Raw genomic sequence first — 13,852 nt, forward strand, 5'->3', positions numbered from 1 at the left:
ACGACGATCCGGATGCAGCGTGGTCGTCGGCATCGATGGACGGCGGTTGTCTGCCGGCCATCGCGCCTGCATCAACCGCGGACGTTGGGTACGCCAGATGCCGCCTGTGCGTGGTCGATCAGACCGCGTCCTGCGATTCTTCCTTGGCCGCCATGCTCAGCGATGTGGTGACATCGAAGGTGTTGAGCACCACGCCGCGCGCCGTCAACAGGATCGCCTTGTTCTGCGTGATATACAGAATCAGGTCGTCGTCGAGGCTGCTGTCCTGTGAAAGAGTGACCGTGGCGTGGCCAGTGCGGCTATCCCATGGGAAGACCAACGTGTTGTCGCCGTATGCGAACACCGCGCTCGTCGAGGGATACTTCGAACGCGGCACGGCCAGCGAACTCGGCGTATATAACGGCGGCGTCGGGCCGGCGGCCCAACCGGCGATGTTGCCGGCATTGTTGTTGGTTACCAGCAGAGACGTGATGGGTTCGTTGTAGCTGTTGAATACCGTGACTTTGCCTGCCATGAGATGCTCCCGACGTTGTGGGTGAAGAGACGGAGACGGTGATTCGCTCCGTTTGCCGATTGGCTTGCTGCGCTAACGACAGTTGGAAAAGGAATCCGAATTGGTATCGATGCCACACGTGAGACATGGCGCCCAGCGATCATCCTGACGAGGGTGGCGACGCGTTTGCGGTGGATCGTTCAAAGGTTCCCTCTGTCTGCACCTTGCCGGTTTAAAAAAACGCTACCCGACATAACGTCTCACCAGGTGGTCCATCTTCGATTGCTCCGAACCAACGGCTCAAATGCAGGTGGTTGGGTTTCTGCTTCCCTGCGGCGCATTGGAAGGGAGCTTGAAGACGTGGCAGGTCCTGATCGGCGCGGTATCGATGCGAACCGTGACATGGGTGTCGCCCCCTGCTCCGGGAGGTATTTGCCCACCGCCATGCTCTCCTATCGTGAAGGTGCAGCTATTGGCGGCGTATGCGGTTCTGAGCCGATCATTTGAAGAGTTCGCAACCCGGGTGGGCCAGCCGCTGATGGAGCCCTCGATGTGGGCGGCAACGTTGCAACTGGCGGTTGCGTGACCACTTGACGCAAGCAGCGTCAGCAAGACGGCTGCTTTGATGCCTTGATTGTGGATAGGCATATCGATGTCCTGACGAGAGTTGGCAGCTGCATAAAATGCGTTGGCCAACCTTGTCGGATGCGCCAATGGGAACCCGACATAACGTCTCAGAGTCGACGAAATCTTCAGCCGACCATGTGGTCCGGCGCATTCGTGGCGCGACGTCCAGCGAGGGCAATCGATGGTGTGAGAGCGGCTAACAAAGCGACTGCGCTCACCGCCAGGCGAGCGCAGCGGGTACTCGGTGCGGCATGTGCCACTCGTCCACTGTTGTTCTGAGTGCGCTGTCCATACCCAGCCGACGGCTGCTCGCGACGTTGGGGGCGCCGCGCTTAAATGACCGCAGCCTTGACCTTGAACACGTCCACAGCGCGGATCAGCTGCACGGAGTGGTCTTCCAGCGCACGCGCGGCAGTGCTTGCCGCTTCCACCAAGCGGACATTGTGTTGGGTGGTTTCGTCCATCTGGGCGATGGTCTGATTGACCTGTTCGATGCCGCCGGCCTGCTCTTGGGAGGCGGCGGAGATGTGGCCCATGATGTCGGTGACGTGCTGGACGCTGGTGACGACCTCGCTCATGGTGGTGCCGGCCTTTTGCACCAGTGTGGCGCCGTCGGCGACGCGTTGTACGGAGTCGTCGATGAGCCGTTTGATTTCCTTGGCGGCGTCCGATGAGCGGTGCGAAAGGGTGCGCACTTCCGAGGCGACCACGGCGAATCCGCGGCCTTGTTCGCCTGCGCGTGCGGCTTCGACGGCGGCGTTGAGGGCGAGGATGTTGGTCTGGAAGGCGATGCCGTCGATGACCGAGATGATGTCGGCGATGCGCTTGGACGCCGCTTCGATCCCTGACATCTTTTCGATGACCTGGCCGACCACGTCGCGTCCGTCCGAGGCGATCGCGGCGGCGCCCAGCGCGAGCTGGTTGGCGCGGCCCGCGTGCTCGGCGTTTTGCTTGACGGTGGAGGTCAGCTCTTCCATCGAGGCGGCGGTTTCTTCGAGACTGGCGGCCTGTTGTTCGCTGCGGCGCGCCAGTTCCTGATTGCCGCTGGCGATGTCTTCGGCGGCAAACCCAATGCTGTTGGAGGTTGTCTGGATATGCGTGACGATGTCGGTCAGGCGATGCACGGTGCTGTTGGCATCGTCGCGCATCGAGGCGAACACGCCGTGGAAGTTGCCGGTCATGCGCACGGTCAGGTCGCCGTCGGCGATGGCGCGCAGCAGGTCGGAGAACTTGGCCAGGTTGGTGTCGGAGGTGGCCATCATGGTGTTGAGGTTTTCGACCATCAGGCGGAAGTCGTGCTCGAACTTTTCCGGCTGGCCGCGGAGTGCGAAGTTGCCTGCACAGGCGGCCTGGGTGAGTTCCTGGATCTGTGCGTTGATGGCGCGCAGGTTCTGCCGTACCTGCTGCATGGTGGCGGTGATGGCGGCCTTTTCGCCGGGATACTGTTCGATTTCCTGCGCGAGATTGCCCACCGCGTAGTTGCCCATGACCTCGGTCATGCGCAACTGAGTCTGCACGTGCGCATGCACCAGTGCGTTGGTGTCCTGCACCATATCGCCGTATTCGCCCGGGAAACGCTTGGCGTCGGTGCGGTAGCTGATCTCGCCGGCTTCGTGGCGGGCGGCCATGGCGCGCTGGGCGGAGATCACCTCTTGCAGGCGGCGCTGCATCTGTTGCATGGCACGCAGCAGCTGGCCGGATTCGTCCTGGCTGGTGGGCATGTCCTGGCTGCGCAGATCGCCGTCGTTGATGCGCTCTGCCAGCCGCAGCGATTGGCGCAGGGGCAGCACCACGCTACGGGTGAGCAGGAAGGCAATCGTGGCGCCCAGCAGCAGCGCGATGACGGTGGAGATCACCATCAGCATGGCGAAGCCGCGTGCAGTGGCGACGGCGTCTTTGGCGGCCTCGCGGTTCTTGGCTTCCTGCAGATCGATGAAGGCGTTGATGCTGGCCAGCCAGGCGATGAAGTCGGGCCGCGCTTCATGCAACAGCAGCTGCTCTGCCTGCGGTTTGTCGCCTGCCTCTCGCAGTGCACGCACGTTGGCGATAAACGGCATGGTGCGCTGCTCGATCGCCTTGATCTGCTGGAGAATCTTTTTCTCTTTGGCATCCGAAGAGGCGGCGATCATGTTGTCGAGCGGCTGCGCGGAGCGTGCGTAGTCTGCGGCGAGCTTGTCGATCGATTGTTCTGCTGCGTGCCGGTCTGCCGCCTCGTCCATCAGCACCACATCGCGCAGCGCAATCGCACGGTCGTGGACGCTGCCGCGAAAGTTGATCGCATAGCGTTGTTTGACGCTGTTGACCTCGTTGATGGCGGTCAGCTGCTGGTCGATGCTGCGCACGCGGTGGATGCCGACGACGGTCAGGATCACCATCAGCACGATGATCGACAGAAAGCCAAGGGCCAGGCGTTGACCAATACGCAGATTCAAAAAGACATGCATGGGGGTTCGATCGATGATCCGACAAAGCGGAGAGCAGGGGAGTCCCGGCAGCAGCCGGGAGGCGAAGGCAGGTGCACGCTCCTCGAAGCGACATGGCTGCCGCTGCTCCGATTGCGTCTCTACGTGTTCGTTAGCGACCCCAGCCATTGAAACTGAAACCGGCGCGTCGGCCGATTCAGGTGTGGTTGGTTTCGTGGCGATGCGACGTCATCCCCGATCGGGACGACACGTCGCAACGTCACCGCGCTGTGCAGCGCTTGAGAGCCCGGCAGGCTCAGTCGTAGCGCGCCAGATCCAGCGCCTTGATCGAGGGCGTCATCAGCTTCGCAGCGATGGTCTGGATACTCGGTTGGCTGGCGAACTTCAGTGCGCCGTGCAACAGCTGGATGCCGAGCCGGCTATGCGGGTTCATCAGTCGCGGACCGATCTTGGGCACGCCCTGGCCCTGTTCGACCATCGGCCGCATGGCGGTCGCGTAGGCCGCGAATGCGCTCTGCAGATCATCGGTGCGTGCGATCTCGCTTGCCAACACATAGCCGCCGGTGACCGCCAGGGTGGCGCCGATACCGGCCAGCGGGGTTGCGCACCACGCTGCGTCACCGGTCAGGACGACGCGGCCTGTGTGCCAGCGCGGCATGCGCACCTGCCGCAAGGCGTCGAAGTAGAAGTCGTCGGTGCTGTCCATGCCGTCCAGTACGCGCGCTGCCTGCCAGCCGGCGTCGGCGAACTGTTCACGCAAGTACGCTTTCTGCGTTGCCTGATCCCAGTCCTGTTCGCCGTCGGTGACCTTCTGCAGCGACAGCATGGCGCGCGTGGTGCCGTGCCGGTCCGGCCGCAACGAGATGCTGCGGCCGCCGGTGGTGTGATACCAGCGCCACAGGCGATCGTCGTCTGCGCTGCGTGCGATAGTGAAGTAGGCGATGGTCAGATCCATCCAGCGTGGGTCGTTTTCGCCCGGGAAAAGCTGTTCGCGCGTGGAGGAGCCGACGCCTTCGGCGATGATGACTGCATCGAAGCGGTCGCTGCTTCCGCTGTGGAAATTGACTATCGCGCAGTTGCCGTCGTCCTGGATGCTGGCGATGCGGTCGCCGAAGCGATAGGTCACCTTGTCGCGTGCGGCTTCGTAGAGCAGGCGGGCGAGGTCGCCGCGCAGGATTTCCAGCTCGGCGGTCGGGCCGTCGCCGTCGATGTCGTCGGTCTTGAAAGTGGCCACCGCATGGCCGTGTTCGTCGACCCAGGCAGTGCCTTGCTCGCCGGTGCCATGGTCGAGTGCGGCCTGCTCCAGGCCCATGCGCTGCAGGACCTGGCGGCCGACGCCGCGCACGTCGATGTTTTGGCCACCGTCGCGGAAGTGCGCCGCCTGTTCCACCACCACGACGTCGATGCCCTGGTTGGCCAGCGTCCAGGCGGCGGTGTTGCCGGCGACGCTGGCGCCGGTGATGAGGATGCGACGCGCCATTACAATCACCCGTAGAGATAAATATCAGAGGTGATATTACAGGTCTGCGCCGCGTTGCTCCAGGTTGACGATCAGGCGCTGCATGAACGCGACGGTTTTCTGCGCCTCCTCAGCTGAGAAGCCTTGCAAGGCATCGGCATTCAGATCGATCAGCACCCGAGCGCCCAGCTCGGCCGTCTTGCGACCGCGCGCGGTGAGCGATACCAGCGCGGCGCGGCGGTCCTGCGCGGTGGGTGCGCGTTTGATGAGCTTTTGCGCTTCCAGCTTGTCGAGCAGGGCCACCATGGCGGGCTGCTTGACCGCCGAGGCGATCACCAGGTCGCGTTGCAACATCGGCCCCTTCCAGGACAGCAGCAGAATCGGGCCGATCAGGGCCAGCGAGACGCCGTGCGGCCGCAGTTCGGCGTCGACCAGCCGGTTGAAGACCCGCGCTGCGTGATTGGCCAGGTAACCCGGCGCCACTGCCGCCTGGGGGTGAATGCGTTCGTCTTGATCCTGCATGCGCGCAACCGTGTGATGCCTTTCAGCCATCGGGCGATTTTATCGGGCATCCAGGCGCGGGGCATGGGTGCTGCTCCCGGCGACGCGTTCACGCCTGCATCGGTGCGACCTTTGCTGCCTGGCATGGCACGCCGTCGTCGGTTGGGTGCGCTGCCGGTCAGGCAGTCGTTGCGCAGTCGAGGCAGTGCATCGCCTGGGTGCTGCGCAGCGAGCGTTGCCTGCGCTAGCTATTCAGCAATGCCGGGTGGGTTCGGCTGGACGCAGCCGGGCGCAGGCCAGATGATAGCCGGATGCGCGTGCGCCCGGTCTTGCGATAGGCGATACGCAAGGTTGGCAGCTGGCCTCTCTATCAATGGTTTGAAAAAGATGCAGGTAGGTGTGATCGATAATCCGGGCCAGGGCCGCGTTGCGTTGCGCCCGTGGTCCAGACAGTGCGGCTGCCGCATGGCGCTAGTGCGGTCGCATTGCGTATGAGTTCGTCATTCCCGCACGGCGACAGCGCCATGGCGCAGGCGGTGCGCAGCCACGATTGGGCGTCCACGCCACTGGGGCCGAGTGCGCAGTGGCCATCGCCGTTGCGCAACGCGGTCAGCCTGATGCTGGGCTCGCCGGAAAGCATGTATGTGGTGTGGGGCGATGCGCTGACGTTTTTCTACAACGATGCGTATGCGCCGATTTTGGGGCCGCGTCAGCCGCAGGCCTTGGGTGCGCCGCTGCGCGCATTGTGGGCCGATGCGTGGGAAGCCGTGCGTGGGCCGATCGAAGCCGCGTTCGAAGGGCGCGCGTCGCGCTTCGAAGAAGTGCCGATCGGCATGAGCCGCTACGGCGCGCCCGAAGAGACCTGGTGGACGTTCTCGTTCTCGCCGATCTATCTGGACGATGGCCGTGTCGGCGGTGCGTTCTGCGTGACCAACGAAGTCACTGACCGCAAGCTGGCGCAGAGCCGGCTTGCCGATGAGCACGAGCGCTTGATCCGGTTGTTCGAGCAGGCGCCGATGTTCATGGCGTTCCTGAGCGGGCCGCAGCACCGGGTGGAATTCGCCAATCCGTGTTATTCGCGTTTGATCGGCCACCGCGACGTGATCGGGAAGCCATTGGCCGAGGCCCTGCCTGACCTGGTCGAGCAAGGCCATCTGCGCCGCCTGGACGAGGTCTATCAGTCGGGGCGTGCCTACGCGGCCAATGCGCTTGCGTACAACGTGCAGGCCGCGCCAGGTGGCCCGGTGGAGCGGCGCCTGCTGGATCTGGTCTATCAGCCGATTGCAGGCGCCAACGGCACCGTCTCCGGCATCTTCGTGCAGGGTCTGGACATCACCGATCGCATCAGCCTGGAACGCGCGGTGCGCGAGGCGGAAGTGCGCAACCGGCAGATCCTGGACAGCGTCATGGATTACGCGATCATCGCCACCGATCTGCAGGGGCGGGTCACCTCATGGAACGAAGGCGCGCGGCGCATCCTGGGCTGGACCGAGACGGAAATGCTCGGCCAGTCGTTGGAGCGCACGTTCACGCCTGAAGATGTGGAGCACCGGCAGATCCTGATCGAAGCGGCTGCGGCGCTGGAAAGCGGCAGCGGCATGGACGAGCGCTGGCACATCCGCAAATCCGGCGAGCGCTTCTGGGCCAATGGTTCGTTGATGGTGCTGCGCGAAGAGACCGGCGCGGCGATCGGCTTCGTCAAAGTGCTGCGCGATCGCACTGCCGAACGGCTGGCCAGCGAGGCCTTGCGCAAGAGCGAACGCCGGCTCGATGCGCTGGTGCGTGCATCGTCGCAATCGATTTTTTCGGCCAGTGCCGATTGGTGCGAACTGCGTCAGCTGGTTGGCGATGGCGCGCTGAGCGATGCGTTGTCGGCCACGCCGAACTGGCAGCAGGACATGGTGCATCCGGACGATCGCGCGCGGCTGGCAGAGGCCATTGCGCATTCGATCGTCAACAAGACCGCACTGGATCTGGAATACCGCGTGCCGGGTTCCGACCAACGCGTGGGCTGGACCTTGATGCGCGCCATTCCGCTGCTCAACGAGCATGAGCAGATCGTCGAATGGTTTGGCACCGCAGCGGATATCACCGACAAGCGCATTGCCGAAGAGCAATTGCGCCAGCTGACCGAAACGCTGGAAGAGCGCGTGCGCGAGCGCAGCGCGGCCTTGCTGTTGGCCGAAGAGAAACTGCGCCAGAGCCAGAAGATGGAAGCGGTGGGCCAGCTCACCGGCGGCCTGGCGCACGACTTCAACAACCTGCTGACGGCCATCAGCGTTGGGCTGGAGCTGCTGCAGACGCGCATCGAACAAGGCAAGTACGACCGTCTGGAACGCTATGTGGAGATGGCGCAATCCAGCGCCGCGCGCGCCACGGCGCTGACGCAGCGGTTGCTGGCGTTTTCGCGCAGGCAGACCCTGGCACCGACCGCGCTGGAGGTGGAAGCGCTGGTGCGCGACATGCACGACATCATTGCGCGCACGCTGGGGCCTTCGATCAGTTTGCAACTGCGCCCGGCGGCAGAGTCGTGGAAAGTGTTGGTGGATGCGCCGCAGCTGGAAAACGCGTTGTTGAACCTGTGCATCAACGCACGCGATGCCATGCCCGATGGCGGCGAGCTCACCATTGCCATTGCCAATTGCATGTTGAACGAGGCCGCGGCGCAGCAGCTCGATCTGCCGGTTGGCGATTATGTGTGCCTGAGCGTGCAGGACAGCGGCACCGGCATGAGCGCCGAGGTCATGTCCAAGGTGTTCGAGCCGTTCTTCACCACCAAACCGATCGGGCAGGGCACCGGCCTGGGCTTGTCGATGATCTATGGGTTCACCCGGCAATCCGGCGGGCATGTGCGCATCGATTCGGAAGAGGGCGTGGGCACCACCATGTTGCTGTATCTGCCGCGTTTCACCGGCCTGCTGCCGGCCGATGAGACGCAGCACTCAGTCGAACCCTCGCTGCAATCGCCCACGCACAGCAGCACGGTGCTGCTGGTGGAAGACGAAACCGCGATCCGTGTCCTGGTGTCCGAAGTGCTGACCGAAGCGGGCTACCGCGTCATCGAAACAGCCGAAGGCAGTGCTGCCGTGGAGCGCTTGCGCTCGCAGGAAGCGATCGACTTGCTGGTGACGGACGTTGGCCTGACCGGCGGCTTGAACGGACGCCAGGTCGCCGATGCGGGGCGCCAGTATCGACCGTCGCTACCGGTGCTGTTCGTGACCGGCTATGCGGCCACCGCTGCGGTTGGAGCCGGTCAGTTGGACGATGGCATGGAAGTGCTCACCAAGCCTTTTCTTGCGATCGATCTGGAGCGGCGCGTGGCGCAACTGCTGGGGCGGACGCCGCAGTAATCGTGCACACGGAGTGGATGGCGCAATTGCTCCGCTCGCTTACATCGTGGTCTGCACGATACCCAGCAGATCACGCAACGAGAACGGTTTGGTCAGCAATCGCATGCCGGTATCCAGAAAGTCGGCACGCTTGGCAATGGCGCCTGCGTAGCCGGTCATGAACACGATGGGCAATGCCGGGTAAAGAAACCGGGCCTCGTCGGCCAGGTCGCGGCCGTTCATGCCCGGCAGGCAGATATCCGAGAGCAACAGGTCGAACGGGCGCGCCGTGTTGAGCTGTTCCAGCGCGTGCTCGGCATCGGCGGTGGCGACGACCTGGTAACCCTCGTCACCCAGGATATCTTCGGTCATGGCGCGGATCGCATCGTCGTCTTCGACCAACAGGATGCGTCTGGTGCTTGCTGCGTGATTCACCGCTATCCTCGAACAATCGCAACAACGCGATGTACTTCATGCGCAACGCTAGGCTGGCGGATGTGACGGGAGCGTCGGATTTGTCATAAAGGCATTGCCGAAAAACTCGGTTGAGCGCGCAATGGCAGCAGCAAACGCAAGCTGTGAGCAAACAGGTCCGCGCAAGCAAGCTGATCAATTCAGTCGTCCGCATCGGGCTATCACGTGCGCGTGATAAATTGAAGGCTATGGGAAATTTGAAGCAGACGACCGCAAAACGCATTGCCACGGGTACCGAGGGGTTGGACACCATCCTTCGCGGTGGCCTGCCACCCAATCGGCTGTATCTGCTGGAGGGGCAGCCTGGGTCGGGCAAGACCACGCTGGCGCTGCAGTTCCTGCTCGACGGTGCAGCCAAGGGCGAGAGCTGCCTGTATGTGACCTTGTCGGAGACCATCGACGAGCTCAACGAGGTGGCGGCCTCGCACGACTGGACGCTGGATGCGCTGAATATCTTCGAGCTGGCATCGGCCGAGGCGTTTTTGGGCGACGGGCGCCAGCAGTCGATCCTGCACCCCTGGGAAATGGAACTGGATGGCACCATCAAGCTCATCCAGGCCGAGATCGATCGGGTCAAGCCGACCCGCGTGGTGTTCGATTCGCTGTCCGAACTGCGTCTGCTGGCACAGGATTCGCTGCGTTATCGCCGCCAGGTGCTGGCGCTCAAGCAGTTTTTCGCGCCGCGCAACATCACCGTGCTTCTGGTCGACGATCTTACCGGCGAAAACGGCCAGCGTGACGCGCATCTGCACAGCCTGTGCCATGGCGTGATCTCGCTGGAGCGCATGACGCTGGACTTCGGTGCGGCGCGTCGGCGCATGCAGGTGCAAAAGCTGCGCGGCGTGAATTTCATCGCCGGCTATCACGACCTGACCATCGTCACCGGTGGCATGCGGATTTATCCGCGCCTGATCGCCTCCGACCACCACGTGCCCTTCGTTGGCGAAGCGGTGTCCAGCGGGGTGGGACGCATCGATGCGCTGCTGCATGGCGGCCCGCTGCGTGGCACCAGCACGTTGCTGACCGGGCCGGCCGGGTCGGGCAAAACCAATATCGCGCTGCAGTACGTTGTTGCCGCCTGCGAGCGTGGCGAGCACTGCTGCATCCTGGAGTTCGACGAGCGCACTGGCACCTTGCTGACGCGCGCCGAAAGCCTGGGCATGGATCTGCGCAAGCATCTGGACTCGGGTCTGCTGGAACTGCATCAGATGGACCCGGCCGAACTGACACCGGGCGAGTTCGCCTGGACGGTGCGCGCCAGTGTCGAAGAGCGTCATTGCCGGGTGCTGGTGATCGACAGCCTCAACGGCTATCTGACGTCGATGCCGCAGGAAAAGCAGCTGATGCTGCAGATGCACGAGTTGCTGTCGTATCTCAACCAGTGCGGCGTCACCACGTTCCTGATCAACCCGCAGCACGGGCTGGTGGGCACGATGTCGACCAGCAACCTCAACGTTTCTTATATGGCCGACACCGTCATCCTGTTCCGCTTTTTCGAAGCGCAAGGACGCATTCGCAAGGCCTTGTCGGTGATCAAGAATCGCAGCGGCGCGCATGAGGATTCGATCCGCGAGTTGCGCATCGGTGGCGGCGGGATCCAGTTGAGCGAGCCGCTGGAGAAATTCCACGGTGTGCTGACCGGCACGCCGCAGTTCGTTGGAGACGCTACGCCGTTGCTGGATCGTCCACTTGACTACCCGTGACCCGGACGGGTCCATCGTCCACATCATTGCGCCGTTCGGGCGCGACGCGGAGAGCATTGCCGGCATCGTCGGCCAGCGCGGGCTGACGCGTCGGGTGTATGCCTCGCTGGCTGCGCTGGCGGACGAACTGCTCGATGCGTCGGGCGTGGTCGTCTTGACCGAAGAGGTGATCGGCGGCGATCTGCAGCAGCTGTCGCACATCCTGCGGGGCCAGGCCGCGTGGTCGGACATTCCGTTCGTGCTGTTGCGTGCCCCGCGCGGAACCCACAACGGGCGTCAGGCCACGCTGCCGGCCGAGCTGACCAACGTCATCGAGCTGGAACGGCCGCTGAGTTCGGCCTCGTTGCTGAGCGCCATTTCCACCGCGTTGCGCTCGCGGCAGAAGCAGTTCGTGATCCGCGACCAGATGGCACAGCTGGCCGAAAGCAAGGCGGCGCTGGCATCGAGCGAAGCCGAACTGCGTCGCGTCACCGATGCCTTGCCGGTGCTGATCGCCTTTATCGACAAGAACCTGATCTATCGCTTTGCCAATCGCTCTTACGAAGACTGGATCGGCATTCCGCCTGCCGATGTGATCGGGCGGCAGTTGGTGGATGTGGTCGGACCTGCGGTGGTGGAGGAGCGTCGCGCCTGGATCGAAGCCGCATTGGCCGGTCAGACGTTAACGGTGGAAGCAAGCTGGCCACACGCCGATGGGCGCCGCCGCGATGCGGAGATCCGCTATATGCCGCGCCTGGATGCAGATGGCGTGGTGGATGGCTTTCATGTGTTCGCCACCGACATCACCGCACGCACGCTGGCGTTGGAATCGATCCAGCAGCAGGCCAATCTGCTCGAGGTCAAGGTCGCCGAGCGCACTGCCGAGTTGCAGCAGCAGATGCAGGCGCGCGAATCCAGCGAAGCGGCGTTGCGTCAGGCGCAGAAGATGGAGGCGGTGGGCCAGCTGACCGGTGGTATCGCGCACGACTTCAACAACATGCTCACCGGTATTTTGTCTGCGCTGGATCTGGCACGCCTGCGTATCGATCAAGGCCGCACCGAAGGACTGGGCCGCTTTCTGGATGTGGCCTCGGCCTCGGCATTGCGGGCCGCCGCGCTGACGCAGCGGTTGCTGGCGTTTTCGCGCCGGCAATCACTGGAAGCGCGCCATCTGCATCTGAACGATCTGGTGGTGTCGCTGCAGGAATTGCTGGCGCGCACGCTGGGCGAATCGGTGCGGCTGGAAACCGATCTGCACGCCGATATGCCGCAGGCGTATGTCGATGAAAACCAGCTGGAGAGCGCACTGCTCAATCTGGCGATCAACGCACGCGATGCCATGCCCGGTGGTGGTCAATTACGGATCGCCACGCGTCATCTGCTGGTCGATGCGCAGCCGCTCGAACTTGGCCGTGGCGTGACGCTGGCGCCCGGCAATTATGCGGTGGTGTCGGTCACCGACAGCGGTACCGGCATGCCGATGGATGTGCTGGAGCGCGTGTTCGAGCCGTTCTACACCACCAAGCCGATCGGGCAGGGCACCGGCCTAGGCATGTCGATGATCTACGGCTTCATGCAGCAGTCCAACGGGCAGGTGTGGGTGGAGTCGGCGATGGGCGTGGGCACCACCGTGAGTCTCTATCTGCCGGCGGGCGTGCATCTGCAGCCAGCGCAGCCGCTGCCGCAGGCCGGGGCGGTGGTCACCGGGAGAGGCCAGCAGGTGCTGGTGGTAGAAGACGACGAACAGGTGCGCTTGCTGGTCACCGAGCTGCTCAACGAATTGGGCTACGAGGCCGATGTGGTTGCCGATGCAGATGCCGCACTGCCGATTCTGGCCTCGCAGCGGCGGATCGATCTGCTGGTGACCGATGTCGGCTTGCCCGGGCTCAACGGGCGCCAGCTGGCAGAAATCGCACGTCAGTCACGCCGCGATCTGCCGGTGATCTTCATGACCGGCTATGCGGAAACCGCGCGCGATCGTGGCGAATTTCTGGGCGAAGGCATGAGCATGATCGCCAAGCCTTTTACGCTGGGCGAATTCAGCGGCAAGTTGCACGAAGTGCTGGGGCCTTCGGCCTGAGTGCGGAGCACGTTTGACTCCACGTGCACTTGGTTGTGCATTGCCCATGGCTTCAGAGCGGCTAGCAAAACCTTTTGAATGCTGTAACGCCGAATCGATATCCATCTGGCGTTGCCCTGGTTTGCTTGCTCCATCGTCTGTTGATGGTTTCTTTCTGGGTTTGTTAGCGACTCTTCGCTACATTTGAATACTTCCAAGCAGCGTCGGTCTGTCGGTCGAGGGCGCGGTGCCCTCACCGCTTGCGGGACACGCCGCAAGTACGTCCCTGTAGGCTCGGTGGCGGCATCCATGCCGCCACACGGTCCCGCAATCGGTGAGGACACCGCACCAGAGTGTTGGTCGGTCGCCGGGTAAAAAGCTGAGCGTCTCGCAGGTTGAGTGGGCTTGCTGGTGCGGGTCGCAGAAGGACACGATAGCTAGCCAATTAGAAGAACGTCATGCATGGCTTGCAACCGTGCACACCAACCATCTCGACTGGTCCTTGCCCGCCCACCGTCGCGGGACCTTACGCGGCATGGATGCCGCGTAAGAGCCTACACGGACGTACTTGCGGCGTGTCCCGCGATGGTGGGCGGGCAAGAGCCCTGCAGCCAAGCCGCAGATCAGCCGCTCTGCAATCTACGCACTCATCGCGTCCAATCTTTCAAGACAACTAAGATCTCACGATCTCGAAATGGCTGAAGAACGGCACAAGCAATGGGCAGATGGATGTGGATGGCGCACTCAATAGCGGTATCTACGCGTGGTATATGCGCACTGAGTACAGCGGCACCCGCTGATGGCC

The 13,852-nt window shown here is 63.3% G+C and carries 9 protein-coding genes and 1 other RNA gene; 4 read left to right on the forward strand and 6 right to left on the reverse strand.

Annotation, left to right across the window (positions count from 1 at the left end; genetic code table 11):
- Positions 1-118: 118 nt before the first annotated feature.
- Positions 119-514, reverse strand: a complete 396-nt coding sequence (locus tag NMB96_RS15075) for a hypothetical protein (protein WP_255085149.1) — start codon at positions 512-514, stop codon at positions 119-121.
- 279 nt (positions 515-793) lie between these two features.
- Positions 794-1,189, reverse strand: coding sequence for a hypothetical protein (locus NMB96_RS15080; RefSeq protein ID WP_255085150.1), 396 nt, complete (start codon positions 1,187-1,189; stop codon positions 794-796).
- A gap of 182 nt (positions 1,190-1,371) precedes the next feature.
- Between NMB96_RS15080 and NMB96_RS15085 the strand changes: the two genes are divergently transcribed.
- Positions 1,372-1,446: non-coding RNA, sX9 sRNA (locus NMB96_RS15085), on the forward strand.
- Positions 1,447-1,452: 6 nt separating this feature from the next.
- Here the strand turns inward: NMB96_RS15085 and NMB96_RS15090 are convergent.
- From NMB96_RS15090 to NMB96_RS15100, 3 genes are all read right to left on the reverse strand, one after another.
- On the reverse strand, positions 1,453-3,564 hold the full coding sequence (locus NMB96_RS15090; RefSeq protein WP_255085151.1) for a methyl-accepting chemotaxis protein: 2,112 nt from the start codon (positions 3,562-3,564) through the stop codon (positions 1,453-1,455).
- A 274-nt stretch (positions 3,565-3,838) separates the two neighbouring features.
- Complete coding sequence (locus tag NMB96_RS15095) at positions 3,839-5,023, reverse strand: FAD-dependent monooxygenase (protein WP_255085153.1); 1,185 nt, start codon at positions 5,021-5,023, stop codon at positions 3,839-3,841.
- A gap of 36 nt (positions 5,024-5,059) precedes the next feature.
- Positions 5,060-5,524 (reverse strand): MarR family winged helix-turn-helix transcriptional regulator, encoded by a 465-nt coding sequence (locus NMB96_RS15100; protein ID WP_255085154.1) that lies wholly within the window; start codon positions 5,522-5,524, stop codon positions 5,060-5,062.
- Positions 5,525-5,994: 470 nt separating this feature from the next.
- Between NMB96_RS15100 and NMB96_RS15105 the strand changes: the two genes are divergently transcribed.
- Positions 5,995-8,853 (forward strand): hybrid sensor histidine kinase/response regulator, encoded by a 2,859-nt coding sequence (locus NMB96_RS15105; protein WP_255085155.1) that lies wholly within the window; start codon positions 5,995-5,997, stop codon positions 8,851-8,853.
- Between the two features lie 39 nt (positions 8,854-8,892).
- Here NMB96_RS15105 and NMB96_RS15110 read toward each other — a convergent pair whose 3' ends face one another.
- On the reverse strand, positions 8,893-9,237 hold the full coding sequence (locus tag NMB96_RS15110; protein ID WP_043889761.1) for a response regulator: 345 nt from the start codon (positions 9,235-9,237) through the stop codon (positions 8,893-8,895).
- 257 nt (positions 9,238-9,494) lie between these two features.
- On the opposite strand from NMB96_RS15110, the gene NMB96_RS15115 reads away from it, so the two are divergent.
- A complete protein-coding gene (locus NMB96_RS15115; RefSeq protein WP_255085156.1) occupies positions 9,495-11,009 on the forward strand; it encodes an ATPase domain-containing protein in 1,515 nt (504 codons plus the stop codon).
- Positions 10,996-13,068 carry an ATP-binding protein gene (locus tag NMB96_RS15120; RefSeq protein ID WP_255085157.1) on the forward strand — a complete coding sequence of 691 codons (2,073 nt, stop codon included), beginning with the start codon at positions 10,996-10,998 and terminating at the stop codon, positions 13,066-13,068. The genes NMB96_RS15115 and NMB96_RS15120 overlap by 14 nt, the downstream gene beginning before the upstream one ends.
- The last annotated feature ends 784 nt before the right edge of the window (positions 13,069-13,852 follow it).

Source organism: Xanthomonas hortorum, assembly GCF_024339125.1.
GTDB classification, from domain to species: domain Bacteria; phylum Pseudomonadota; class Gammaproteobacteria; order Xanthomonadales; family Xanthomonadaceae; genus Xanthomonas; species Xanthomonas hortorum.

What these genes read in the sequence shown, in the direction of transcription:
- NMB96_RS15075 (WP_255085149.1), bottom strand. Translation starts at nt 514, where the DNA reads ATGGCAGGCAAAGTCACGGTATTCAACAGCTACAACGAACCCATCACG.
- NMB96_RS15090 (WP_255085151.1), bottom strand. Translation starts at nt 3,564, where the DNA reads ATGCATGTCTTTTTGAATCTGCGTATTGGTCAACGCCTGGCCCTTGGC.
- NMB96_RS15095 (WP_255085153.1), bottom strand. Translation starts at nt 5,023, where the DNA reads ATGGCGCGTCGCATCCTCATCACCGGCGCCAGCGTCGCCGGCAACACC.
- NMB96_RS15100 (WP_255085154.1), bottom strand. Translation starts at nt 5,524, where the DNA reads ATGCAGGATCAAGACGAACGCATTCACCCCCAGGCGGCAGTGGCGCCG.
- NMB96_RS15105 (WP_255085155.1), top strand. Translation starts at nt 5,995, where the DNA reads ATGAGTTCGTCATTCCCGCACGGCGACAGCGCCATGGCGCAGGCGGTG.
- NMB96_RS15115 (WP_255085156.1), top strand. Translation starts at nt 9,495, where the DNA reads ATGGGAAATTTGAAGCAGACGACCGCAAAACGCATTGCCACGGGTACC.